Consider the following 24727-nt stretch of genomic DNA (forward strand, 5'->3'; position numbering starts at 1 on the left):
AATTTCCAAATGCATATAAAAGTGCAATTACATTCAAGGATAATTTAAAAGGGAGTAAAATTAATGAATATATACGGACAAGTTACTCTCATGGCTGTTCAACTGATCGAAACAAAACAAGTTTCTACACCATTAGATGCTAGGAATTTGGCTGCTAAAAACATAATTATTAGCAAATCCTCTCAAAAGAAAAGTTGCCCTAAAAATGCATTTCTTGGTCTATGTGAAGCAGGATTAGTTTATGGAATTCCACGAGGGATTTATTCTGAAAAAAATAATGCTCAAAAGAAGAATAAAGAATATGTTATTAAAGCCGTAGAGTTGTTGAGATTAAATCTTGAATTAGCTGATGACAAGAATGCTTTATGGGCTGCTGTAATGAATGGAAAGGATATGTCTCATAATTCCCAAATGGACGTAGTACTTGCTCTTTGGAGGAAGGGAAGGATTTTGACAACAGTATAGTTTCTTCATGTTGCCAAAGTACTTCATACGGCTAGTAAATGACGTGTTTCTTGTTCCATCCTTATTGCAGGGAGATAGTGACGAGTTTGCAGAAGTGGTTATTTGTCCGTTATGCGGTGAGTTTGGTTGCACAGTTATTGATTCTATAAAGACAACTAAAATAGATTATGGCACTCACCTAGGAAATTATTTAAGATAAATTGAAAAATTTAACAGGAGTATACTTACATATAATAGAAAAATTTTACCAATCTTTATAATAAGCTTATTTTAAATCAAAGATAGATCGTAGGGAAGATGTTAACATTACTGCAAAGTTATGAGGTGTAATGGTTTGGATAAAGAAATTTCAAAGAAATTACCCAAATTCTATGATTTCATTAAACGATATCTACCATTCCCTTTGTTAGTATATATAATTGGATTTATATACGTTCAAGGGATGCTCAGCCCGTACGTTAATAATGATATACAAATAGACTCGGTGTTGGGGACAATTCCTGCATCCTCTGAGTTTTATGTAATTAATGGTTTAGCCTATATGGCAAATTATATATTTTTCCCAATAATATTAGCTATTCCATTACTTTTCGGAATAATTGAAACAGATAAAAATATAGAATATAAAATTTCATATGACAAAAGGATTAGATATAGAAAAATTAAATTATTTGTATTGAAATATCTTATCTATTTTCTGTATGTTCCTTTAATTGTTGAAGGGATACAAGGTTATCAATTTATGAAGACAATTGATAAGCTTTCTTATAATTCATTTCATAGAACCCTTATTATAACCAACATAATTTGTTATTTAATTATTATATTGATTACGTTAATTTTAATAAAAACTAATAAATTAAAGCAATCTGAAAATTACATGAATGCAGCATTATGGTTCCTTTGTATGGTTTGCATGTTAATTATTATTTATTTTCAAGGGATTTTTGGAATGATTGAGAATTTAAATGCCATAACAAGTGGAGAAAAAAGCGTTCATGGTGAAACTGTTTATTTAAATGATAAAGAGATTATAAATCTAATGGCAATTGATACAAATGGAAATTTTAGCATTGGTATCAATCCAGTTAATCGATCATTAAATGTGATACCAGCAAAATCTATAAGTAAAATTAGTATGTGGGATGAGAAGTTTGATAATTTTGTGTATCAAAAATATAACCCGAATAAATCTGATACAGAATTTAGTACTTATCAAAAGCAAATTTTAGCGTTAATTAAAGAATATTTTGATTCATCAATTTATAATACTAATGCCAATAAATTTGTCCATTTGTTTACTCATTCATTTTATAGAAATAAGTTTCAATTAGAATCACCAAGCATTTTAGAAAAGGATTGGAAGCTAACTAAGCAATTTAATGGAAATAATATAAATGAATTTGATGGATACAATTTAACAGTTCCTGTAATTGGAAATGATAAAAGTTCAACAGTTTACGTTTTTGAATACTGGAAAGGACAACGAGAAACCTTTAAATTTAAAATTGTTGAAGTAAACAGTGGTAAGTGGAAAATAGATGATATTCAACCATACATATTTTTTAACGTAAAATTAAGATGATACTTAAGTTTTTTTTACCTTTTTATCATTTATATTCGTATTACTGATTTTGGTATCATACAATGCTCCCATAGGGTAATACACGCGAGCGTTATAAAGCAAGTTATGATAAAAAACTATGAAAAAGAGAAATCGATACACCCCCTGAATTTAAAACAAAGGTTGTTGAGTTAAGTAATTAAGAGTTTATATTTGCTAAGAATGATTAAATCATAAATCTGATTGTTAGTTATCCATGAAATTTGCTAACATTTTTGCTAACATTTCTACATAAAAGGATTTCATTCACCAGAAAGATAACAGAGATGAAAATATAATTTAACCGCATGAATACTTTAGAAAAATCTGGAGGGTTATTTTTTTGGAAAGTAACATCCATTGACTTGAGGCCTGAATACGTAGAAAACAGATGCTGCGCTAGACCTTAAAGGGGCATTATGATGAAGTTGCAATTATTAACGAATCGGGAGCTTTTACGGCACGGTTCTCTTCTTTCTTTTGCTTAAGTCTTATTTCTCCGGCAATCGCAGCAATCTCCATATTCACATCAATAAACCTGTTGTACTCAATGTTTCTGATTGCCTGTATTTCATTTTCGGTTTTTGCTCCGCTCATCAATTCACACAGAGTTATCACGGAAAAATAAAATTCATAGCCATCTTTATGGAGCGACTGGATCGTTCCAACCACTTTCTTATTGTCATTCAACAGGCCGATTGCGATATTCGAATCGAGAATTAAACCTTTCTTTACCAACTTTCCCTCATTTCTTCAATGTCCTTCATCCATTCTTTTGCCCGTTCGTCGGAGATGGTTCCCCGAATGCCCATTAAGTCCGAAATACCCGTTTCGTCGTACTCTGTCATGAGGTGATTTTTTAAATCGATAACGATACGCCCATCTTCCTTAACATTATACTGTTGAAGCAACTGTTTGATTGCCTCAATCGTGCTTTTGTCGATTTTTTTTGCCATTTATCTCCTCACTATCCTTTTCATTCGAATAAAATGCTGTATAAAATATTATCGCTTCAAATCATGTAATTGTCAAAGCGGTGTCAGTGGAAAAGTTTCCGTATCCCGGGTTTGACTGAGTTATCCAATCGAATTCGTTACCTATGATATAATAAGATTATTCATAATTATCCGGATATGCTTTCGGGAGGTTTTGAGTATATGGTAAATAAGCGCGCCGAACCGGCTCAAAATGAAATTAGAGTTAAGTGATTTTAATGAATAGGTATAGAGGATTGTTACGGACTTCCTTACAGTGAACTCAAATCCATTCCGCAATTGCTAGATTTCTGAAGAAGTTTTGTTTTCAGGACAAGCTTCGCCATGGACGAAAAAACGTATTTAAAACGGTTGAATAAAAGCAGAAGCAGCTTTTACTTCTGTTTTCTGTTGGAATCCTTCCTGATTCCTCATGAGCAGCGATATGAGTTTAACTGCATTCGCATTTTGATTTTTAAAAGAATGAATTTCGATGGAATCAAAATGAATGATGTCCCCTCGTTTCAGGATTCGTTCCTGATCATGTAACGATACGGTTACGATCCCATCCACTACATAATGGATTTCGTATCCTTCGTGGCAATGAGGAGGAATCGCCGCATTGGATTCCATAATAAAAATAAAGGTTTCAAAGTTGCCGTTTGTAACGGATTGGAGAATCGTCACTCCATGTATTTGGGTTATATCATATAGCGGATGCATTGAAGATACTGGATGTATGGTTTCTTCAAAAAAAATTTCTACTTTTCCATTTTGGATAAAGGAAATATTCGGAAATTTCCTGCTGCGGATGATCCATTGATGATGCAGAGTGAGCAAGCCAAAGATGATCCAGTCGCTTATATACGACAAAGATAAAGACCATCCCAATTGATGTGTTATGTAGCCTCTATTTACCATCATATACTCAATGGTGATGCCGGCAAGTGTCCAACACCATGTATATTTGAGCCATTTCCGTACAGAGTTCGGCATGTATTGAATATACAAATAAGAAATTACCGGATAAACGCCAAAATCATCAAGCATTTGGATGACAAATTTTGAAAGATGTGTTTCGGGATCGTTATAGAACCAGAAAGGATGAAAGGAAGTTACAGCATCGGATGTCAAACTCATCATCATGCCGATGAGTGAACTTTGGTATAATTCGTGAATTCGTTTTTTATTGGAAAATAAAAGGAAAGATGCCCAAGAAATTAAAAAAATGAAAATAAAAAACAAAAGAATACCCCCAAAAGCGTCTTTATAATCCTATATATTTTCCAATTTTTATAAATTAATATCCGCTCTTTTTGAATTTTTTCTTATTGAATTTCATTGTTCCTCAACACTCATATGTGATAGGAGGGAAAGCTGGCGATCCGTTTAGACTTGTACATCAAGAATTTCGGTCAATGGGATGGAGATTGATTCGTCTGTACTAGTGACTCCTTTTAATACACGCAAATACGGATCGATTTTGTGTGGAACCAATTCAATTTCTACTGATCCCAAGGCATGGTATCGTTTAATTGTAACAACGGTACAATCTTGAATCGCGGCAGCCAATGTCAGTGACATTTCCTCCAGGCAATCTTGTGCCAACTGTGGTTTTTCCATGCGCTTTGCTGCTTGGTTCATTCGTACCATCGCCTTTCTGTGTTCGGGAATAGTCATCCGCATTTCTTCAAAAATATTGCCGTCAATCATCCGCATAAAAGCACACCTTCCGAATCCTGTATAGAACGTATGTTCGTATTATAACATACGCTTGCCGTGTTTGGAAACTCATGTGCTCGAGTCCGTTTACATCAGGGACAGACTGGTACAATCTATACAAACGATATGACAATGGGCAATCGTATATTCTTGCCGTGTGAAAATATATCGATAGTTTTTTCGCATATTTAGTCTCAAATGTATCCGATTCCAATTTCACTTTCATTGCAATCATGGTATCCTTTCCATCCTTTTTTGCATATACATGTCGGTACGAAAGGGTGATACGCATGGGTGAATGGAAACAACAACTAGACAAAATGTCACTGCCAGAATTAATCGATTTTCTTTATGCGTATGATAAATATTTTAAATCGGATCAGCAGGCAATGCGTCTAAGTGAATATTTTTATAATATATACCGGAAATAAATGTGTTGAATGGTCACATGGACAAAAAGCAACAGGCCAAAAATAGTTAAAAATAAAGCTGAAAATAAAGGTTGTATTTTTAGTTTGTCCATGGTATAGTAAATATCGTTAATTTTCTATGTGCGATCGAGCCATTAGCTCAGTTGGTAGAGCACCTGACTTTTAATCAGGGTGTCGCTGGTTCGAGTCCAGCATGGCTCACCATTTACACTATGCGGTCGTGGCGGAATCGGCAGACGCGCACGTTTGAGGGGCGTGTGGGCAACCGTATGGGTTCAAGTCCCATCGACCGCACCAAAAAACCTTTTGTTAGCAAGGGATTTCGGGATTTTACACGAAATCCCTTTTTGCGTTTTTGCCCGTTTTTTCGTTTGGACGTGCACGAGATGTGTGTGCACATACATCTGTCGGATTTATAAAGACTGTTGAACGAATCCAGGAATATGCAGCAAGAACGGATTCAGAAGTTTGGTTTGGCCATGATGCTGATCGGTTTAGAAAGTTTATCAAATCTACTGAAGGATACTATGAGTGCGTGTTCAAAAAGTGGTTAAGTAAGACACAAGGAGTGCGAAGCCGAAGCACGAGAAGGCAACGGAGTGTACGTGTTTGGTACATGAGTAAGGCTTTTGGGGATTCGGCAAAGCAATCCGCCGTGGAGTTTTGACTACTTTTTGAACATCCTCTATGAATAAAAAGTTTTCATATGAATAGAAATTAGTAGTTTAATATGGGAGGCATGAAAAATGAAAGGTAAAGTAGCAATCATGACAGAACCGGGAAAGTTGGATTTTGCCGAATACGATTTGCCTGAGGTTGGTGCTGGAAGCGTATTGGTAAAGGTAACTAGAACAAATGTTTGTGGCTCCGAGTTGCATATATGGCAAGGACATCATCCAACCAAAAAATCTGGAGTTATGGGGCATGAGATGGTCGGAAAAATTGCTGCATTGGGGCCGGATGTTGAAACAGATTATGCAGGCAATAATGTTAAGGTTGGTGACCGTATTGCCGCTGCCTATTTTTTAACATGTAGAAAATGCAAGCCTTGTCAACACGGTGATTTTCATTTGTGTGAAAATGCGTATAAATTTTGGGATTGAAAAAGCGAATCTTCAGTATGGTGAAACAATTGTCATTCAAGGTGCCGGGGGATTGGGCCTCAATGCTGCAGCTGTCGCCAAAGAATTTGGAGCAACTGTGATTGTGATCGATGGCGTTGAAAGCCGATTAACAATGGCAAAGACATTTGGTGCAGATTATCTGATTAACATCAACGAATACGACACATTGGAAAAACGGACACAAACTGTATTAGAGCTAACAGGCGGCAAGGGTGCAGATGTTGTCATGGAGCTTACCGGAGTGCCGGCAGCCTTCAATGAAGGGATTCATCTTGTTCGGCCAGCCGGAAGATATGTCAGTATTGGCAATATCTTCCCTGGAAAAATGATGTCGTTTGATCCAGGTCTTATGACCAGAAAATCTATCACAATCATTTCTGTTGTTCGCTATAATCCATGGTATTTAAACAAAGCGTTGCAATTTATTTCAAAGACCATTCATAAATATCCGTTTGCTGACATGCTGGACGCCGAGTTTGATTTATCTGAAATTGGAGAAGCGTTAGACCGGTCTGCAAAGCGGGAAGTTACACGAGCATGTATCGTTGTCAGTAGGGACTAACAGTTATAACGATCTATTGTCGGTGTCAGGTAATATCAATTACACAAAATGCAGGACAAACGTGTTCTGCGGGTGCACGACTCATTGTGGAAAAAAGTATTCAACAGGAATTTGTGCAAAAAGTGGTAAATCTGATGGGGAATCTGAGACTTGGTTCGGGAATTGAGAATTTAGATGTAGGACCCATTATCTCGGAAAAACAACTACGCAGAATCGAAAACTATATGCAAGTTGCTGCGGAAGAAGGATGTACCATCTTAATCGGCGGAAGCAGAAGCAAAGAATTGAAAAATGGATATTTCTTTGAACCGACAGTGATTGATTCACTGCCACCGAACAGCCGACTGGCACAAGAGGAGATATTTGGCCCGGTATTGGTTGTCCTGCCATTTGAGACAATAGAGGAAGCTTTGCGGCTTGCCAACAATACTGCATATGGTTTGGTGACTGGGATTTGGACCACGAATATTCATAAAGCACACTGGTTAACCAACCGTGTTCGTTCCGGACAAGTGTTTGTCAACAACTACGGAGCTGGCGGCGGTGTTGAAATGACATTTGGCGGATATGGAAAAAGTGGTTTTGGCAGAGAAAAAGGACTTGAAGCTTTAAAATTTTATACACAGGTAAAAAATGTTGCAATAAAAATCGGGAACTAAAAGCACTTAACAAGCCATGATCTTGTCGATGCAACATCATGGCTTGTAATTTTCCGTTGTTAGTATTAGTCTTTCGTGCGTTTGTTTCGCAGTTGGATGTTTGTTCCGGGTTCCGACATCAAAAAAATTGAAAAGTCAAAACAATTATCGGCTGATGTGGTGATCTATGATTTAGAAGATGCTGTTTCATTAACGGAAAAAGATTCGGCCAGGAAACTGGTAAAACAAGTAGTGCAAGCGGAAGTCGATCGTATTCATTTTGTAAAGATAAATAGCATTTCCAGTCCCCTATTCCTGGATGATCTTGATGCGATTGCAGAAAAAGGGTTATCGGGAATTGTATTGCCGAAATCGGAAAATAAGGAACAAATTGTATTGCTGGATGACTTGCTCAATCAATTTGAAATGAAACGAAGCATACATCAAAAAATTGAAATTATGCCATTGATCGAGTCGGCATCAGGGCTCTATAACGCATATGAAATTGCTCAATCGAGTTCAAGGATCAAGCGGCTGGCGTTTGGGGCTGTCGATTTTTCGCTGGATATCCATGCAGAATTGACAAAGGAAGGAACGGAATTATTATATGCCAGATCGCAATTGGTTGTAGCTTCCCGAGCAGCAGGAGTTGAGCCGCCGATTGATGCTGTCTATTTGGATTTTAAAGATTATGAAGGTCTAAAAAGAGAAACCAGTTTTGTAAAACAGTTAGGGTTTCAAGGAAAGCTGGTTATCCACCCGAATCAAATTGAAACTGTCAATGCAGTGTTTTTGCCGACAGCGGCGGAGATAGAGGAGGGGATCGAAGTGTCTGTGAAAAAAGTCAGAATTCCTTTTGCGCAGGACGATTTGTATGTTTCATGGCTGTATCATCCCGCAATTTGGTGCGATTGTGGTATATTGTAGAAAACAGTCGGGGAGGAATCGATTTATGAAAGCAGTCGTTGTTGCCGAATTCGGCGGCCCGGAAGTACTTAAGTATATGACAGTCGATATGCCTTCTGTAAATGCGAATCAAATTTTAATCCGCGTCGAATCAACCGGTGTCAACTTTGCCGATATCAAATCGCGATATGGAAACTATCACAATGCGGGTAAGCCTCCGTTCATTCCCGGATTGGATGCGGCAGGCATGATTGAGGAAGTCGGATCTGAGGTTCAACATTTAAAAATAGGACAGCGAGTCATCGCGTTTCCTAAAGCGGGATCATATGCGGAATATATCGTTGCCGACGCAAATCTTGCCTTTGCGCTCCCGGATACCATTGATTTGGAAACAGCAGCAGCCTGTCCGATTGTTTCTTTTACTTCCTATAAGCTGCTCGCCGATGTAGCAAGAATAGAGCCTGGTGAAACAGTCCTCATTCATTCTGCTGCCGGTGGAGTGGGAACGACAGCAATCCAATTGGCAAAAATTTTGGGTGCTGGCCTTGTAATCGGAACAGTTGGAAGCGAGGGCAAGACTTCGGTAGTACGAGAGGCAGGGGCGGATCATGTCATCTGTTACAAGAAAGACGACTTCGTTAAGGAAGTAAATGAATTAACGAACGGACAAGGCGCTGATATCATATTGGACTCTATTTCCGGATCGATCGCGGAAAAAAGCCTGAATTGTTTAGCGATGTATGGACGATTGGTTCACTTTGGAGATGCAAGTGGAGATGTCGGTCAATTTAAGACAAAAGATCTGCATTCCAGTTGCCGCTCTGTCCTAGGGTTCAGTCTTGGTACAACTCGAAATAAACGTCCATGGCTATTGCGTGATACAGCGGATCGGGTGCTTGGTTATTTGGCAGAGGGACGGTTGAAAATGAAAATCGGAAAACAGTTTTCGCTGGAAGAAGCAGCGGAAGCACACCAGTGGGTAGAAAGCAGACAGAGTATAGGGAAGGTATTGTTAAACGTTAAAAAATGACTCATATGCAGATAAACGATTTTAAAATCAAACATTTAGGGTTCGCCCAGCCATAAGGGGGAACCCTTTTTTGTACGGCGTGTCCTGAACGATGATGCTCTGATCGGAATGATTGTATTATATATTTTCTTCAGATCGTGTCTGCTTTTGAGTCTAACATCACATCTTAATGGACGAAATCAACCATGTTACCATGCATAGAGAGGGAAAGCATTTTTGGGTAATGAAAAAAAGGATATGGGACATATACTAATCGAAAAACACTACATAGACCATCTGGAGGGATACGGATGAAGGAATGGAATATCCTTTTTACGAGTGCGGGAAGAAGGGTATCTCTTGTGAAAAATTTTAAAGAAACGTTAACGAAGTTAAATGTTGTCGGGAAAATTATAACGGCAGATTGCAAGGAAAATGCACCGGCAGCCTTTGTAGCAGATATACATGAATTGGTTCCCAGTGTGACAGATAATCATTATATCGACCATTTAAAAAGGATATGCGTCGATCACAATATACGATTGATCATTCCGTTAATTGATACGGAGCTTTTACGATTGGCCTTGCATAAAAAGGAATTTGCAGAAATGGGTGTGACGGTTCTCGTGTCTTCGCCAGAGGTCAACGAGATTTGTTTCGATAAGAGGAAAACTGGAGAATTTTTTCGAAGGATTGGTGTACAAACACCTGAAATTTACGATGCGGAAGAGATCTTGTCCACGGGCGCGGCAAACTATCCGTATCTGATGAAACCGGCATATGGCAGTGGAAGTATCGGGGTCACAAAGATCAACAACGCAAAAGAGTTGAGTTTTTTTAAAGATTATATCCCCAATGCAATCGTACAGGAATTTATCATGGGCCATGAATATACATTGGATATTTTCGTCGACTTTGACAGCAATGTTCAAACGGTTGTCCCAAGGCTCCGCATGGAGACAAGAGCCGGCGAAGTCAGCAAAGGCATAACCGTAAAAAACCAAGAGCTGATCCATGCAGGGAAAAAAGTCGCGGGAGCACTTCCCGGTGCTGTCGGCTGTGTTACAGTGCAATGTTTTGTCACACCCAAAAATGAAATTAAGTTTATTGAGATAAATCCCAGATTTGGCGGAGGAGTTCCCTTATCCATCGCGGCGGGCGCCGATTTCCCATTATGGATCATGAAAATGATGTCAGGTGAGAAATTGAATCCCGCAATGGATGATTGGAAAGACGGTGTTGTCATGTTGAGGTATGATGAAGCAATCTTTATGAATCAGGATTTGGTGTGTTGATGGCCCTTGATTTTTTGCATAGGAATCACAACATAATAAAAACGCCTCATGCAAATTCATGGGCGCTTGCTGCATATGGAGTTGGATCCTTCCGTTATTCAATGGACCGTATTGGCACCTCGTTTGTTCGCAATGGATCGCCGGCAGTTAATTTTGTGGTGATTTTTATCAGATAGTTTGTACTTTCAAGCGTTTCTCGCACTTCGTTCAGTTCTTTTTCGATCAAAGTTTTTTTCTCTAATAGATTCGCATACTTTTGTTCTAATAATTGCACCACATCATTGAATCTCATTTGAGCACCTCCGCATTCGTATCGATCCATATGATTATTCCAGGATATTGAAAGTAGAACTCATAAAATTGCTGCCAAGGGCTTCTCCATTATTTAATTTAGCAGTAACCTGAACGAGATATTGAACTCCTTCAAGGGTTTTTTGCACTTCTTTTAATTCATTTTCTAAAGAAGTTTTTTTTTGATAGAGATCCCTGCGCTTATTCTCCAATACTTGCATCACATCATCCAGCTTCATTTGAGCACCTCCAAACTAGTATCTATCACTATTACTATTCGTATTCCAGAACCTAAAAAGTAGACCTATGATTTCTATTAAAATGTGTGTTCAAAAAGTGGTTAAGCAAGACACAAACCACATTGAGCGATCCAAATGAGTCTTTTGCAGCAGAGAAGAATAATACACACAATTTGTGAATAAAGTGTAGCACGTCTTACAATTACAAATTATTAACACATGTCACCGAAGCGCGAGATTGGATTCGGATCTGTTTCGCCGCCATGCAGGGGGGGAAGAACATCTTTGAAAACAAATAGACCTACGTTATTTCTCGATTCAGAGATGATCAAAAAGTTGCGTAAAGAAGTACAAAGGCCGTGGGAAAAGGATGAATTCTGGATGTTCTATGTCATGCGGAAATTTTCCATTTATATCAGCTACCCGCTTGTCAAAAAAACGGATATATCCCCCAATGCGCTGACCATCATCGGGATTTTGCTGGGATTGATCTCTGCAGCTTCTTATATGATCGGATCGCCTTTCTCGTTGCTGCTTGGATGTTTATTCTATCAGATGTGTTATTTCTTTGATTGTATCGACGGTGAAGTGGCGCGCCTTCGCAAAAAATCAAGCAAAGGCGGGGAATGGTTGGACATTGGACTCAATTATGCCATGGCTCTTTGCAACATAGCCGTAGTATTCGGGATGTTTCAATCGGATTCGTCCTTTATTCTGGGAATCATCCTCTTTGCAATGTTTATCATAACGTTTTCCATGATTCTGTCTTCCGAAGGGGCATTGCTTGTCTTTCATCAATCGGCCTCGACTGCCACAGTTTCCATGAGGAAAAAAAACAAATGGACGGATTTGTTTGTTTTTCTATTTATGACAGACATCGGATTTCATTGTGGGATTTTGCTTTTCAGTTGGATTTGGCTGTTTTGGGGATTCAAGGAACCTCTGCTGCTTTGGATTGTTTACTATATTTTCATCAGCTTCATGAAAGCCATTTATAAATTAAAAGCAAGTATTCGCTACATGGAATGATAGGGAAACCAATACAAGTGGGGGACAGGAATATGCCAAAAGATTTGGAGGGCACAAAAATAGATGTAGCCGATATTCGATATCATTCCATCCAGTCGATAGAAACCGTACAGTTTTTCCTCATGGAACATAAAAAACCAACGGTGCGGCCGGTTCGATTCGGTACAAAAGCGGAAACGCTGCAAGTTCTGTACGAACGCCTGATGTGCGCTTGTGTATTGCCGCAAATTTGTTTTTCAGTGCGGGAATGGCGGGAAGACGAAACAACAATCCTGTCAAACGTGTTGACAAGCGGTTGGCTGCAAGAAAAGGTGATTGTCCGCAGCAGCGCACTTTCGGAAGATCATGCCGATGAATCGCTTGCCGGCAAATACAGCTCGATTGGTTCCGTACAAAATGAAGAGGAACTGATCCGGGCCATTTCGCTTGTCATCGATTCTTATGGCGATTCTGACGCGGAAGATCAAATCCTGATTCAACCGATGCTGAGTGCAGTGACAATGAGCGGTGTGGCTTTCAGCAGAGATCCGAATACGGGAGCTCCCTATTATGTGATCAATTATGACGATGTGACGGGAAGCACAAGCAGTGTAACAGCTGGGCACTCGAATCATTTAAAAACGGCGTATCTGTACAAATACTACAACGGCAAAACCGGTTTCTCCCATGAGATCCTGAAAATTGCCGAATTAATGCGGGAATTGGAAAAGCTGTTTGGCACGGATCGTATCGATATAGAATTTGCCTGGTCTGGCGGTCAACTTTATTTGCTGCAGGTACGACCGCTGGTTTTGCATGCGCAGCCTTGCGAAGAGGAGTTGGAATCCGCTTTGCAACGCATTTCAAACAAAGTGAACATGTGGAACCACACACATCCGTATTTGCATGGTACGAAAACTGTTTTTGGCGTAATGCCAGACTGGAATCCGGCCGAAATCATCGGAATCCGTCCTCGTCCATTGGCGCGAAGTCTTTATAAGAAAGTCGTGACTGACAGGATTTGGGCTCAACAACGATTTGATTATGGATATAAAAACGTGCACAATTTTCCGCTTATGATCGACTTTTGCGGATTGCCGTATATCGATGTTCGGGTAAGTTTCAATTCCTTTTTGCCGGCTGGCTTGAATGAGCCGCTGTCTGAAAAATTGGTCAATTACTACCTGGACCGATTGATTGAATCACCCAATACACATGACAAAGTAGAGTTTGAGATTGTTATCTCTTGTTATACGTTCGACTTATCGAAAAAGCTGGAGAATTTGAAAAAGCATGGATTTGAGCAATGGGAATTGAGCGAATTTCAAGATCGCCTGCGCCCCCTGACCAATCGAATTATCGGCCGCAATGGCTTGTGGAAGGAAGACATCCGCAAAATTGAATTACTTAAAGATCGTTATCAAAATGTGATCGAAAGCAATCTTGATTCGATTGCTAAAATATACTGGCTTTTGGAGGATTGCCAATCCTATGGAACACTGCCGTTTGCGGGCTTGGCCCGAGCCGGATTTATCGCGGTACAACTCATACAGTCACTCGTACAGGTGGGGGCTTTAAGCAAACATGACTATGACAGTTTTATGAATTCACTGTGTACGGTAAGCTCAAAAATGTTTAGCGATTTTCAAATGCTTGATAAAGAAGAGTTCTTAAAGGAGTATGGTCATTTGCGCCCGGGCACATACGACATATTATCGCCACGATATGATGAAGACTCGGACTATTACTTCAATTGGGAGAGAAAGGTAAATAAAAAGAGGGAAGACACTGCAACGTTTCAACTGGCTCCTTCGCAGAAAGCAACAATCAATCAGTTGTTGCAACAACATGGAATCAAGCACGATTCGGACAGTCTGTTCGATTTTATCAAAGGTGCGATTGAGGGCAGGGAATACGCCAAATTTGTCTTCAGCAAATCGTTAAGCGAGGCGATCTCCTTGTTCAAGGAGTTTGCCTGTGGGCATGGTTTTACAATGGAAGAAGCCTCGTATGCCAACATTTCCTGCATTTACGATCTGTACGGATCGTGCAACAACGCAGAGGAGAAACTGTATCGTTCCATTCAGGAAGGAAGAGAAAAGCACAGACTCACGAAACAGTTGCTGCTTCCCCCGCTTATCACAAATGAAATCGACGTTTGGGCGTTCGAGGTTCCTCCTTTTGAACCAAACTTTGTCACGCAAAAGACTGCTAAAGGGACAGTCTCGTTTGTTTCCGACAAGGAGAAACTGGAAAACACCATTCTCTTCATTGAAAGCGCCGATCCGGGATACGACTGGATCTTTACGAAAGGCATTGCAGGTTTCATCACATTGTATGGAGGAGCGAATTCCCATATGGCGATTCGGGCTGGCGAGCTTGGCATTCCAGCGGTGATTGGAGCGGGGGAATCTCTATACAGACGCTGGTCGGCAGCAGAAGTAATTGAACTGGATTGCATGAATCGACACGTGCGGATTCTTCGATGAAGTCGATGAAGTCGATGAAGTGTGCAAATGTAAAACAAAGAATTACCGTAATTTCCCACGAAGAATAGGGGTGTTATATTTGAAGGCAATCGTCTTGGCAGCCGGTAGAGGCAGTCGTTTGAAACATTTGACCGACACGCAACCCAAATGTCTTGTTGCGATACAAGGGAAACCGCTTTTGCATTGGCAAACACAATCTTTATTGGCTGCAGGTATAGAAAACATCGCAGTGGTTCGCGGTTATCGAAAGGAACAAATTGATTTTCCCGGATTCATCTATTTTGATAATGAGCGATGGGCAGAAACCAATATGGTCAGGTCGATGTTATGTGCCGACTCTTGGCTGGCCTCCAACGAATGCATAATCAGCTACTCAGATCTGATATATCCGCCGGAAGTGGTGGAAACGTTAAAACGCCTAAATGGCGACATTGGGATAACGTATGATCCCAATTGGCTGAATCTTTGGAACGAACGATTTGCAGATCCCCTGATGGATGCCGAAACATTTGATATCAACGACAACGGTGAGCTGATGGAAATCGGCCGACGAGTCTTTCATGTTTCGAAAATAAAAGGGCAGTATATGGGGCTTTTAAAATTTACGCCCGAGGGTTGGAGTGAAATAAAAAACTACCTTTGCAGATTGGAATCATACGTGATCGATCATCTGGATATGACTTCACTTTTGTCCTGTCTGATAGAAGCCGGGATCACCGTTCAAACGGTTTCTATTAAAAATGATTGGTGGTACGAGATAGACACTATCCATGATTTTGAACTGGCCAACGCAAACATGAAGTGAAGGAACGATACAATCTTGTGTTCGTGCATACTTGATGTTTGGCATTCTATTTTTTGAGCTGTATTTGCATATAACGATAGAAGCAGTAATAAATTGTAAAGACAGAAAAAACAGACAATGTCAAAACAAGTTTGGACAAATCGTATGAAAATCCTGTGAGGCAAACGTCTTGGCAAAAACGATGTTTCGTTCGATTTGGGGATGCGATATTCGGGGTGAAGCATGAACAATCAATGGCCGGCTTTGGATGTGCAAGCGAAATTCACAATTTCCGATTGGTTGGTTGTCGCATATGTGATTCTTCTGCCCATTCAATTTCGAACGCCGATTGGGTTGCGTTTCGCACCGTCTGATGTCTGTTTGCTGTTCTATTTTATGTTTGGATTGTTTCGCATCCAAATCGTCAAGTCAACGTGGAGTCTCTGGCACCTTGGCATGTTGCTCGTGTTTGCAATCGGAAATTATATCTCTCTTTTGCAAAACGGGTATTTGTCGCAATATGTTTTGCTGGAGAAAGACTTCGGCTTGCTTTTGTTATTTCTCAGCTATGTGATGATCGTCTCATTTACCACCGATTGGATCCGTTGCCGGCGGTTGGTTCAATGTTTTATTTTGAGCACAGTATTACAGAATATTGTTGCGATTGCCGCCTTTTTTCTTTTGAAAATAACTGGCTTTAATATCACATGGTTGAACTATGAATCATCCCGCCTTTCCGGTATGCTCGTAGACCCGAACGCGTACGGAGGTCTGCTGGTTCTGGCGTTCGCTCTGCACATCATGACTTCCGGAAAAACAAACCCCATTTTCACCAGGCGGTTTGGCGTATTCTGCACCGTTTCATTAGGAATCGGGATTTTGCTTACCTTTTCCCGCTCTGCTTGGATTGGACTAGTTACCATTGTATTGGTAGTTGCGTTGTTTCGGCCGATGTATGTATTGAGAATCGTAACAGTAGGCGTGTTCACCTTTGGGATTGTTTTGATCGTTTTGGGAAGCCGGTATCTTCCTGTGATTGAAAGCATGTCATTGCGAATCAAGCAGATTACCGCTCGTATGGACTATATATACACCGCCTTGAATCGATTTAAAGATCATCCGATTTTCGGTGTAGGTGTCGGCACATTTCAAGATCAATACAATTGGATTTTACATAATACAACCCTTTGGTTTCTTGCTGAATTCGGATTGGTTGGAATGGTGACGTTCCTGGGCTTTATTCTCTGGTTTTTTTACAAGGGTATGTCTGCATATCGTATAGCCGATGAAAATCAGAAACCACTTGTCTTTGGATTCATGCTTGGCCATCTGTCCATGTTTGGACTGTCGTTGGGGATCGAAGCACTTTATCAACGGCATTGGTGGCTGATCATGGGCCTTTTGGCTGCCAGTCATTTTTTAGGGAGCAAGGATCCACTCATATATTCACTACCAATCGGTGTAAGGAGGTCTACGAAAATGGATGATGCCCTTGACTTGCGGCAACTTTTGAAAATTATCCGCGATCGGATTTGGCTGATCCTCTTGATCACGATCGCGATCACTCTGTTGGCCGGGGTCGGCGGCCCTTATCTGCTAAAACCGCAATATCAAGCAAGCACTGAGATTTTGTTGAACATTTCAAGTCCGATGAATGGCAACTCACAAGGGAGTGTCACCCAATCCGAAATTGCATCAAATCTGATGTTGATCGAAACGTTCCGCACAGTCATCAAAAGCCCGCGCATTATGGAGCCGGCCTCAAAGCAGCTTGGAATACCGATCAATGCACTGATGAAGCAAGTGTCTGTCGATAATGTAACAAACTCTCAAGTGTTATCGATCGTTGCCAAGGATTCGAATCCCAAAGAAGCGATGCGGATCGCCAACACCGTTGCAAATATTTTCGAAAACCAAATTACCAAGCTGATGAAAGTAGACAATGTGAGTGTGCTGAACCCGGCGAATATGACGAAACAAGTGTGGCCAATGCCTTTTCTTACTTCTGCAATCGCTTTTGTTTTTGGATTGATTGTGTCGATCGGGGGAGTCCTCTCCAAGGAATACTTCGATACAAGATTGCGGACGGAACAAATTATTGTAAAGCATCTTGGCTTGCCGATCATCGGAAAGGTACCTGTGATCGATACGAATTTGAAAAGAACAACAAGAAAACCGCATGGTGAATGATCAGATGATGGCAACGGCAGGCGAGAACAAAGGAGGCGAGAACAAACGAATGAAAAAAAAGCCCTATGATATCAATCGGAAATTGATTTCATTTCGCAATCCGGATTCACCGACGGTCGAATCATTCCGCAGCATTCGAACCAATATTCGTTTTGCCAGTCAAGGCCGCGAAGTGAGAACCATTTTGGTAACGAGTGCGAATGAGAACGAGGGAAAATCACTGATCTGTTCCAATTTGGCTGTTGTGATGGCGCAAAATAATACAAAAACACTCTATGTGGATGCGGATATGCGTAAACCAAACGGCCACCATGCGTTTCGGCTGTCGAATGACAAGGGGCTTAGTACGTACCTGTCTTGCGAGCACTCCTTCGAAGAGATTCTGCAATACACTGTCGTTCCGTACGTATCTGCCGTTACGGCCGGACAGATTCCCAAGAATCCCCTTGAACTTCTGGAAACTGAATATGTCAATCATTTTCTAAAAGAGGCTGCCAAATGTTTTGAAGTTGTAATCATCGATAGTCCGCCATTAATTGTCTCAGATGCCCTGCTTTTGGCTTCAAAAGCAGACGGATGCGTTCTGGTCGTCGATGCGAAGAATACCAAGCGGGAAGATGGGGAAAAAGCGGTTGAAAAGCTGCGCAGCGCCAATGCGAACATTCTGGGCGTAGTCTTAAATAACACGAAAGAGAAACAGTACTATTACTAAGAGGATCGGAAACATGAATATTGGATTTTTGAAAATCATAAAAAGCCGGGTCCGGTTGATGGAGGATCAAGACTATAAGGAATGGATCAAAAACTCCGGTGTCAGTTTTTTGTTGCGCCTTGTTTCCTTCCTGCTGCTCAACGCATTGAGCTTTTATATCGCCAAAGTCTATGGAGCGGCGGAACTGGGCGTCTATTCGCTTTCGTTTTCGATCTTGAGCATTAGCCTTGTCGTCGTGCTGATTGGAACAGATACGGCCGTAATACGCATGGTTTCTGAACATGCCGGCAATGGTGGCGCCGGGGTTGCCGCTAAAATCGTAAACAGAGTCTTGCAACTGGTTCTTCCGGTTTCAGTTGCGGCAGGTGCAATACTCTATCTGCAGAGCGATTGGCTTGCGCATTTCGTTTTTCCCGGAACATTATCGGCCGGCGCCATTCAAATCGTCGCGTTGATCTTGCCCTTTTTCGCGCTTTCGCGGCTGCATGCTGCCGCCTTTCGGGCATTGCAGCATTTCGCACATTCGATCCTGTTTGAAATTATCTGGATTCGCTTTGGCTACTTGGGATTGATGATGCTTGCGACAGGGATAATTGGAAAAAGGAATTCGATTGTTCTTGCAACATTGGCCATCATTGTCGTCGGCAATGGAATATGGAGCATCACGGCTTGGCGCTTGAAGATGTGTAAGGGAAACCGCTCCGGAAGCCTTGAGCATACGTATGAAAAACCAGGTTTGAAGCAGATTCTGGCGTTGTCGGCTCCGATGTATTTGACATCCTCCATGTATGTGCTCATGGACTGGACGGATTCATTGATGATCGGTATTTTCGGCAGTGCGGAAGATGTCGGCGTCTACAACCTGATCGCGAAATTATCCATATTGACCTGTTTTGCCACAGAATCTATCAATACATTTCTTGTGCCCAAATTCAGCGAATTGTTTTGGGGGGACAAACAGGCGGATCTGCAGAAAATGATTCGCTTTTCGACAAAACTGGGGTTCTGGACATCCGTACCGGTCATTCTTTTGACCGTATTGTTTGCACCCTATTTTTTGCCGCTCTTTGGAGCCAAGTTTACAACAGGCACTACAGCATTGATTCTCCTGTGTTTTGGCCAATTGGTCAATTCTTTGACAGGCAGTGTCATTCCATTGTTGAACATGACAGGGCATCAAAAGAAATCGAAAAACATTCTGCTTGTTTCGACTATTTCCAACGTTATACTGAATCCGCTGTTGATTCCGATATTCGGCATGGCAGGAGCGGCGCTTGCCACTGCGGTCAGCATTGCGATACGGGATGTGGCTGCTTCGTACTGTACGTGGCGAATTTTTCGGTTTCCGACTTGGTATCCTTCTTTTCTGGCCAATGTGGTTTCATTGCACCGGATGGAAGCTGAATGATACATGATTCAGCATGCAGGGACAGGGGGGATTCGCAAGATGGGCAGAAGAGGAGTGGGACCGCACGAAGGAGACCGGGACATTCATCATTTCTTTGGATTTTGAATTGTATTGGGGGGTTCGCGACAAGTGTCCGATCGAACGTTACAGCGGCCATTTGCAGGGTGCCCGATTGGCAGTCCCGGCCATGCTGGAACTGTATAAGGCATATGATGTTCATGTAACGTGGGCAACCGTAGGGTTTCTGTTTTGCCGGAACAAACGGGAACTGCTGCAACGTTTGCCCAAGCGGCAACCTGCATATGAAGAGCAACGGCTCTCGCCATATCCCGAACTGCATCAAATCGGCCAATCAGAACTGGACGACCCGTTTCATTATGCTCCATCCTTGATCCAACTCATCCGTTCCTGCCCGCATCAGCACATTGGCACACACACCTTTTCGCATTATTATTGCTTGGCGCCCGGACAGGATGTTTATACGTTTCAGGCGGATGTAACCGCCGCGATTCAGGTTGCCGGAGAGTGGGGCATCAAGATCGGCAGTCTGGTTTTTCCCCGCAATCAGATAAATGAAGAGTATTTGGCCGCATGTGCGGAAATGGGGATTGCATGTTATCGGGGAAATGAAAGCACATGGCAGTATGAAGCGGACGGATATGGGCGCAATTCTTTGCTCAAACGGGCGCTGCGAGTGGCCGACAGCTACTTGAATCTTTCCGGCCATCACTGTGTTTCCCTGGAAGACATACATAAGAGCTACCCCTTCAATATTCCGTCCAGCAGATTCTTGCGGCCCTATTCGACGCGGCTGCGAGTGTTGGAACCTTTAAAACTCAGACGTATTTTTTCCGGCATGACATTTGCCGCAAAGCATGGACTTGTGTATCACATCTGGTGGCATCCACACAATTTTGGGGTGAATCTGACAGAAAATATAAATTCCCTGCATAAGATCCTCAAGCACTATAAAAAATTGCAAGAACGATACGGAATGAAGAGTCTCAGCATGGAGGAATTATCGGAACAAATCCTAACGCAGGCTCCCTTGGGCAAACCGGTTGAGGAAATGAGAAGGGGTTGTATCCTATGAGAATACCTTTGTCTAGCCCGGATATTACCGAATTGGAAAAAGATCTTGTGATGGAGGTGCTTGATTCCGGACAATTGGGGTTAGGTCCGAAAGCAAAACAGTTTGAAGAACAACTGTCCGAATATATTGGCAGCCGTTTCGCGATCGCCTGCAACAGTGGAACGAGCGCCTTGCATATGTTGATCCGCGCATTGGGCATTCGTGATGGAGATGAAGTGATTACGACACCCTTCAGTTTTGTGGCTTCCAGCAATTGTATTTTATTTGAGCGGGCCAAGCCAGTGTTTATCGATATCGATGAGAAAACATTGAATATGGATGTTACACAGATCGAAAACAAAATTACCGAGCGCACAAAAGCGATTCTGCCGGTACATGTGTTTGGCCAGCCCGCCAATATGGACGAGATTCTCAAAATTGCCCGAAAGTACAATTTGCCGGTACTGGAAGATGCTTGCGAGGCAATCGGCGCAAAATGGAACGGGAAATTGGCCGGCAGCTTTGGGACAGCAGGCGTATTCGCCTTTTATCCGAATAAGCAGGTGACGACGGGGGAAGGCGGTATCATCGTTACGGATGACGAAGAACTAGCGGCCGTTTGCTACAGTTTGCGCAATCAGGGACGAGGAAACGATGTGCAATGGCTTTCACACATTCGCCTGGGCTTCAATTATCGTCTGGATGAGATGAGTGCGGCCTTGGGAACTGCACAAATGAAGCGGATTGAAGAGATTTTGAAAAAGCGGCAGCAAGTCGCAGCCATGTATTTGGAAAAGTTGCGGGATATACCGGAAATCATACTGCCGACGATTGATGCGCGGGCAGAAATGAGCTGGTTTGTCTTTGTGATTCGCTTTATCGAAGGAATTCAACGGAATCAAATGATGGAAGGCTTATTGAAACGCGGAATCGGGTGCCGCCCCTATTTTACCCCCATCCATTTGCAGCCGTTTTATGTCGAACAGTTTGGATATCAAACCGGGGACTTTCCGGTTACGGAACGAGTATCACAGAGTACATTGGCACTTCCGTTTTACAACCGCCTGACCGAACAGGAAGTGGATCAAGTGATCCGTGCGATTCGTGAGGAGCTACAAATATTCAGATAATGGATACCATTTTGGGGGTTGGGGGCAATGTACAAGAACGACCAGATGCAACCAAAGCAGCACAAGATTTTGATAGTTGGAGCGGGTGATGCAGGTGTTTTGGTGGCAAAGGAGCTGCAGAACACCAAATCAAGGATGACACCGGTAGCATTTGTCGATGACGATCCTGCAAAACATCATCGCAGCGTGTTTGGCCTGCCGATCGTCGGCGGATGTGGACAGATCATCGAAGTCGTTCAGAATTTGAATATCGACACAATTGTAGTAGCGATTCCGTCCGCATCGCGGGAGAAAATATCAAACATACTCAATATCTGTTATCAGACATCTGCCACAGTCAAGATTCTGCCAAGTGTATCGGAATGGATCGTCGGCAAGAATACAACCGAATTGATTCGTGAGGTGTCGATGGAGGATTTGTTGGGGAGAGAGCCGATTCAAGTCAATTTAACGGAAGTTTCCGGTTATATTGCAGGCCAGACGGTACTCGTGACAGGTGCAGGAGGCTCGATCGGCTCGGAGATCTGTCGGCAAATCGCACACTTGGCGCCAAATACACTGCTGCTCCTCGGTCATGGGGAAACTAGTATTTTTCAAATTGATCTGGAATTGCGCAATGCGTTCCCGAATTTGTCGATCATACCGATCATTGCTGATATTCAAAATCTGTCGGCGATCCGGCAAGTGTTTCATGCGTATGGCCCGAATGTCGTGTTTCATGCGGCCGCACACAAGCACGTAACGTTGATGGAAATGAATCCGTTGGAAGCGATCAAGAACAATGTACTTGGAACACGAAACGTAGCGCAATGCGCACATGAGACAAAGGGATCCCATTTTGTCATGATATCCTCTGACAAGGCGGTCAATCCCACAAGCGTCATGGGGGCGACGAAACGATTGGCCGAGTTGGTGATTCAAAGTTATAACGAAAGAAGTGAGACCAAATTCTCTGCGGTGCGCTTTGGAAATGTGCTTGGCAGCCGCGGCAGTGTGATTCCTGTTTTCAAACAGCAGATTCAAAAAGGCGGCCCGGTTACCGTTACACACCCGGAAATGGTGCGTTACTTCATGACGATCAAAGAAGCCGTACAATTAGTGATTCAGGCGGGAGCACTTGCGAAAGGGGGAGAGATTTTCATTCTCGATATGGGCCGGCCTGTTAAAATTGTGGATCTTGCAAAGGATTTAATCCGCTTGTCCGGCTTTCGGCCCGATATTGACATTCCGATCTCTTTTACCGGCATTCGTCCGGGAGAAAAGCTATTCGAAGAGTTGTTGACAAATGAAGAGGGCATTTCGGCTACCAAGCACAATACGATCTTTGTCAGCAAGCCATCCGGATATTGCAAAGAAAGCACAAGTGAATTTATCTCAATTTTCGAATCGCTTTCGGAAAACACCTATAGCAGAAAAACTCCGGAGGAAATTAAACAGTTGATTTTCTTATATGTGCCGGAATTATATCAAACTGCCGGATCTGCACTCTTTGATATCACACATACTCTGTCAATGTAGGAGGGAAAAAGAGATTTGTGAAAAAGGCTGCTTTTGTTGCTTCCACGTATCGACATATTCAAGCATTTCATATGCCGTATTTGCTTCTTTTACAACGATATGGCTATGAAATTCATGTGTTTGCAAGGGAGGACGAGGCGAAACGGATCATTCGGGACGCGAATGTCATGTGCCATGATATTCCGATTCAACGAAGCCCTTTCCATTGGGAAAACTGGAGGGCGTTTCGTGAACTCCTGAAAAGATTCCATGCAGAATCCTTTGACTTGGTACACGTACACACTCCGGTAGCCGGTATTTTGGGGAGAGCGGCTGCCGGGCTGTCAAATGTGCCGAATGTTCTATATACCGCTCACGGGTTTCACTTTTTTCGCGGTGCGCCGCTTTTGCATTGGATCCTGTATTATCCTTTGGAATATTTGATGGCACGCTTGACTGACCATTTGATTGTAATCAATGAAGAAGACTATGATCTGGCACAGCGTTTGCCAGTGCGCGGACAGGTGCATTATGTACCCGGCGTCGGCCTGGATGTCGCTTCCTATCAACTCCAGGATGGCGATGGGGCGCGCCAACGTCTGCGCAAAGAACTCGGCATTTGCAAAGAAGACTTTGTGATCGTTTGTATCGCCGAGTTTACTGCGAACAAAAATCAGATGCAGTTAATACATGCGGTTCGCCTGTTGAAAACGCGTGGGAAACATGTGAAATGCCTGTTGGTGGGACAAGGGGAAACGCAACGGCAGGTTCGCGAACAGGCAAAACGGCAGGGACTGGAGTCTGACGTATTTTTCTTGGGAACCCGTTTGGATATTGCTGAGATTTTGGCCGCAGCTGATGTCTGTGCACTTGTCTCCCTGCGCGAGGGGCTGCCGCGTTCCTTGATGGAAGCGATGGCTTGCGGCAAACCGATCGTGGCGACACGTATACGCGGCAACCGGAATCTGGTGGTTCATGAAGAAACAGGATTTCTTGTAACGCCAGGAAATGCGCAGGAAACGGCAGATGCCATGGTGCGACTGCATGCTTCGCCGGAACTTTGTGCCACGATGGGACGAAAAAGCAAGATCCTGTCAAAATCTCTCGATTTGTCTGTAATTCTAGCGAAGATGGAGCGTATATATCTATCGTAAGATATGTTTTTAGCATGGGTGCAT

Annotated in this window: 24 protein-coding genes, 2 tRNA genes and 1 pseudogene; 21 read left to right on the forward strand and 6 right to left on the reverse strand. The window is 42.3% G+C overall.

What is annotated here, in order from left to right; translation table 11 throughout:
- The first annotated feature begins 63 nt into the window (after nucleotides 1–63).
- Entirely contained in the window at nucleotides 64–465 is a 402-nt protein-coding gene (locus tag LSG31_RS13570; RefSeq protein WP_347435630.1) for a DUF6979 family protein, read from the forward strand.
- A gap of 334 nt (nucleotides 466–799) precedes the next feature.
- A complete protein-coding gene (locus tag LSG31_RS13575; protein WP_347435631.1) occupies nucleotides 800–2050 on the forward strand; it encodes a hypothetical protein in 1251 nt (416 codons plus the stop codon).
- A gap of 435 nt (nucleotides 2051–2485) precedes the next feature.
- On the opposite strand, the gene LSG31_RS13580 is transcribed toward LSG31_RS13575, so the two are convergent.
- The 4 genes from LSG31_RS13580 to LSG31_RS13595 all read right to left on the reverse strand — a co-directional run bounded on the left by LSG31_RS13580 (nucleotide 2486) and on the right by LSG31_RS13595 (nucleotide 4761).
- Nucleotides 2486–2806 (reverse strand): PIN domain-containing protein, encoded by a 321-nt coding sequence (locus LSG31_RS13580; RefSeq protein WP_347435632.1) that lies wholly within the window; start codon nucleotides 2804–2806, stop codon nucleotides 2486–2488.
- Nucleotides 2800–3024, reverse strand: coding sequence for a hypothetical protein (locus tag LSG31_RS13585; protein ID WP_347435633.1), 225 nt, complete (start codon nucleotides 3022–3024; stop codon nucleotides 2800–2802). The genes LSG31_RS13580 and LSG31_RS13585 overlap by 7 nt, the downstream gene beginning before the upstream one ends.
- 381 nt (nucleotides 3025–3405) lie before the next feature.
- On the reverse strand, nucleotides 3406–4287 hold the full coding sequence (locus LSG31_RS13590; protein WP_347435634.1) for a cupin domain-containing protein: 882 nt from the start codon (nucleotides 4285–4287) through the stop codon (nucleotides 3406–3408).
- Nucleotides 4288–4431: 144 nt separating this feature from the next.
- Nucleotides 4432–4761, reverse strand: coding sequence for a YolD-like family protein (locus tag LSG31_RS13595; protein ID WP_347435635.1), 330 nt, complete (start codon nucleotides 4759–4761; stop codon nucleotides 4432–4434).
- A 562-nt stretch (nucleotides 4762–5323) separates the two neighbouring features.
- Here LSG31_RS13595 and LSG31_RS13600 point away from each other — a divergent pair.
- From LSG31_RS13600 to LSG31_RS13640, 9 genes and pseudogenes are all read left to right on the forward strand, one after another.
- A tRNA-Lys gene (locus LSG31_RS13600) sits at nucleotides 5324–5399 on the forward strand.
- Between the two features lie 10 nt (nucleotides 5400–5409).
- Nucleotides 5410–5492: transfer RNA gene (locus tag LSG31_RS13605), tRNA-Leu, on the forward strand.
- A gap of 112 nt (nucleotides 5493–5604) precedes the next feature.
- Nucleotides 5605–5727: pseudogene (locus tag LSG31_RS13610) on the forward strand (N-acyl homoserine lactonase family protein); the annotation flags it as partial.
- 214 nt (nucleotides 5728–5941) lie between these two features.
- On the forward strand, nucleotides 5942–6298 hold the full coding sequence (locus tag LSG31_RS13615; RefSeq protein ID WP_347435636.1) for an alcohol dehydrogenase catalytic domain-containing protein: 357 nt from the start codon (nucleotides 5942–5944) through the stop codon (nucleotides 6296–6298).
- Complete coding sequence (locus LSG31_RS13620) at nucleotides 6276–6881, forward strand: zinc-binding dehydrogenase (protein ID WP_347439516.1); 606 nt, start codon at nucleotides 6276–6278, stop codon at nucleotides 6879–6881. The genes LSG31_RS13615 and LSG31_RS13620 overlap by 23 nt, the downstream gene beginning before the upstream one ends.
- 38 nt (nucleotides 6882–6919) lie before the next feature.
- Nucleotides 6920–7540 (forward strand): aldehyde dehydrogenase family protein, encoded by a 621-nt coding sequence (locus LSG31_RS13625; protein WP_347439517.1) that lies wholly within the window; start codon nucleotides 6920–6922, stop codon nucleotides 7538–7540.
- Nucleotides 7541–7615: 75 nt separating this feature from the next.
- Entirely contained in the window at nucleotides 7616–8446 is an 831-nt protein-coding gene (locus LSG31_RS13630; protein ID WP_347435637.1) for an HpcH/HpaI aldolase/citrate lyase family protein, read from the forward strand.
- Nucleotides 8447–8471: 25 nt separating this feature from the next.
- Nucleotides 8472–9455: a quinone oxidoreductase family protein gene (locus LSG31_RS13635; RefSeq protein WP_347435638.1), complete on the forward strand. Its 984-nt coding sequence runs from the start codon at nucleotides 8472–8474 to the stop codon at nucleotides 9453–9455.
- A gap of 290 nt (nucleotides 9456–9745) precedes the next feature.
- Nucleotides 9746–10729, forward strand: coding sequence for an ATP-grasp domain-containing protein (locus tag LSG31_RS13640; protein WP_347435639.1), 984 nt, complete (start codon nucleotides 9746–9748; stop codon nucleotides 10727–10729).
- A 94-nt stretch (nucleotides 10730–10823) separates the two neighbouring features.
- Here LSG31_RS13640 and LSG31_RS13645 read toward each other — a convergent pair whose 3' ends face one another.
- The gene (locus tag LSG31_RS13645; protein ID WP_347435640.1) at nucleotides 10824–11021 is read right to left on the reverse strand and encodes a hypothetical protein; all 198 of its coding nucleotides are present in this window, start codon (nucleotides 11019–11021) and stop codon (nucleotides 10824–10826) included.
- A gap of 34 nt (nucleotides 11022–11055) precedes the next feature.
- Nucleotides 11056–11259 (reverse strand): hypothetical protein, encoded by a 204-nt coding sequence (locus LSG31_RS13650; protein WP_347435641.1) that lies wholly within the window; start codon nucleotides 11257–11259, stop codon nucleotides 11056–11058.
- A gap of 285 nt (nucleotides 11260–11544) precedes the next feature.
- On the opposite strand from LSG31_RS13650, the gene LSG31_RS13655 reads away from it, so the two are divergent.
- The 10 genes from LSG31_RS13655 to LSG31_RS13700 all read left to right on the forward strand — a co-directional run bounded on the left by LSG31_RS13655 (nucleotide 11545) and on the right by LSG31_RS13700 (nucleotide 24703).
- Nucleotides 11545–12288 carry a CDP-alcohol phosphatidyltransferase family protein gene (locus LSG31_RS13655; RefSeq protein ID WP_347435642.1) on the forward strand — a complete coding sequence of 248 codons (744 nt, stop codon included), beginning with the start codon at nucleotides 11545–11547 and terminating at the stop codon, nucleotides 12286–12288.
- A gap of 32 nt (nucleotides 12289–12320) precedes the next feature.
- Entirely contained in the window at nucleotides 12321–14756 is a 2436-nt protein-coding gene (locus tag LSG31_RS13660) for a PEP/pyruvate-binding domain-containing protein (protein ID WP_347435643.1), read from the forward strand.
- 79 nt (nucleotides 14757–14835) lie between these two features.
- Nucleotides 14836–15561 carry a phosphocholine cytidylyltransferase family protein gene (locus LSG31_RS13665; RefSeq protein ID WP_347435644.1) on the forward strand — a complete coding sequence of 242 codons (726 nt, stop codon included), beginning with the start codon at nucleotides 14836–14838 and terminating at the stop codon, nucleotides 15559–15561.
- Between the two features lie 222 nt (nucleotides 15562–15783).
- The gene (locus LSG31_RS13670) at nucleotides 15784–17730 is read left to right on the forward strand and encodes a Wzz/FepE/Etk N-terminal domain-containing protein (RefSeq protein ID WP_347435645.1); all 1947 of its coding nucleotides are present in this window, start codon (nucleotides 15784–15786) and stop codon (nucleotides 17728–17730) included.
- A gap of 49 nt (nucleotides 17731–17779) precedes the next feature.
- Nucleotides 17780–18442 (forward strand): CpsD/CapB family tyrosine-protein kinase, encoded by a 663-nt coding sequence (locus tag LSG31_RS13675; RefSeq protein WP_347435646.1) that lies wholly within the window; start codon nucleotides 17780–17782, stop codon nucleotides 18440–18442.
- Between the two features lie 13 nt (nucleotides 18443–18455).
- Nucleotides 18456–19850 (forward strand): flippase, encoded by a 1395-nt coding sequence (locus tag LSG31_RS13680; protein ID WP_347435647.1) that lies wholly within the window; start codon nucleotides 18456–18458, stop codon nucleotides 19848–19850.
- A 13-nt stretch (nucleotides 19851–19863) separates the two neighbouring features.
- Nucleotides 19864–20943: a polysaccharide deacetylase family protein gene (locus LSG31_RS13685; RefSeq protein WP_347435648.1), complete on the forward strand. Its 1080-nt coding sequence runs from the start codon at nucleotides 19864–19866 to the stop codon at nucleotides 20941–20943.
- Nucleotides 20940–22052: a DegT/DnrJ/EryC1/StrS family aminotransferase gene (locus LSG31_RS13690; RefSeq protein WP_347435649.1), complete on the forward strand. Its 1113-nt coding sequence runs from the start codon at nucleotides 20940–20942 to the stop codon at nucleotides 22050–22052. Before LSG31_RS13685 ends, LSG31_RS13690 begins: the two co-directional genes overlap by 4 nt.
- 27 nt (nucleotides 22053–22079) lie before the next feature.
- Nucleotides 22080–23570 carry a polysaccharide biosynthesis protein gene (locus LSG31_RS13695; RefSeq protein WP_347435650.1) on the forward strand — a complete coding sequence of 497 codons (1491 nt, stop codon included), beginning with the start codon at nucleotides 22080–22082 and terminating at the stop codon, nucleotides 23568–23570.
- A 17-nt stretch (nucleotides 23571–23587) separates the two neighbouring features.
- The gene (locus LSG31_RS13700; RefSeq protein ID WP_347435651.1) at nucleotides 23588–24703 is read left to right on the forward strand and encodes a glycosyltransferase family 4 protein; all 1116 of its coding nucleotides are present in this window, start codon (nucleotides 23588–23590) and stop codon (nucleotides 24701–24703) included.
- Nucleotides 24704–24727 lie beyond the last annotated feature (24 nt).

It is taken from the genome of Fodinisporobacter ferrooxydans, assembly GCF_022818495.1.
In the GTDB taxonomy this organism is placed as follows: Bacteria; Bacillota; Bacilli; order Tumebacillales; family MYW30-H2; genus Fodinisporobacter; species Fodinisporobacter ferrooxydans.

Coding starts and splice junctions, on each gene's coding strand:
- LSG31_RS13585 (WP_347435633.1), bottom strand. CDS start 3,024: ATGGCAAAAAAAATCGACAAAAGCACGATTGAGGCAATCAAACAGTTG.
- LSG31_RS13660 (WP_347435643.1), top strand. CDS start 12,321: ATGCCAAAAGATTTGGAGGGCACAAAAATAGATGTAGCCGATATTCGA.
- LSG31_RS13650 (WP_347435641.1), bottom strand. CDS start 11,259: ATGAAGCTGGATGATGTGATGCAAGTATTGGAGAATAAGCGCAGGGAT.
- LSG31_RS13635 (WP_347435638.1), top strand. CDS start 8,472: ATGAAAGCAGTCGTTGTTGCCGAATTCGGCGGCCCGGAAGTACTTAAG.
- LSG31_RS13615 (WP_347435636.1), top strand. CDS start 5,942: ATGAAAGGTAAAGTAGCAATCATGACAGAACCGGGAAAGTTGGATTTT.
- LSG31_RS13570 (WP_347435630.1), top strand. CDS start 64: ATGAATATATACGGACAAGTTACTCTCATGGCTGTTCAACTGATCGAA.
- LSG31_RS13595 (WP_347435635.1), bottom strand. CDS start 4,761: ATGCGGATGATTGACGGCAATATTTTTGAAGAAATGCGGATGACTATT.
- LSG31_RS13685 (WP_347435648.1), top strand. CDS start 19,864: ATGCAGGGACAGGGGGGATTCGCAAGATGGGCAGAAGAGGAGTGGGAC.
- LSG31_RS13640 (WP_347435639.1), top strand. CDS start 9,746: ATGAAGGAATGGAATATCCTTTTTACGAGTGCGGGAAGAAGGGTATCT.
- LSG31_RS13645 (WP_347435640.1), bottom strand. CDS start 11,021: ATGAGATTCAATGATGTGGTGCAATTATTAGAACAAAAGTATGCGAAT.
- LSG31_RS13670 (WP_347435645.1), top strand. CDS start 15,784: ATGAACAATCAATGGCCGGCTTTGGATGTGCAAGCGAAATTCACAATT.
- LSG31_RS13680 (WP_347435647.1), top strand. CDS start 18,456: ATGAATATTGGATTTTTGAAAATCATAAAAAGCCGGGTCCGGTTGATG.
- LSG31_RS13695 (WP_347435650.1), top strand. CDS start 22,080: ATGTACAAGAACGACCAGATGCAACCAAAGCAGCACAAGATTTTGATA.
- LSG31_RS13690 (WP_347435649.1), top strand. CDS start 20,940: ATGAGAATACCTTTGTCTAGCCCGGATATTACCGAATTGGAAAAAGAT.
- LSG31_RS13675 (WP_347435646.1), top strand. CDS start 17,780: ATGAAAAAAAAGCCCTATGATATCAATCGGAAATTGATTTCATTTCGC.
- LSG31_RS13620 (WP_347439516.1), top strand. CDS start 6,276: ATGCGTATAAATTTTGGGATTGAAAAAGCGAATCTTCAGTATGGTGAA.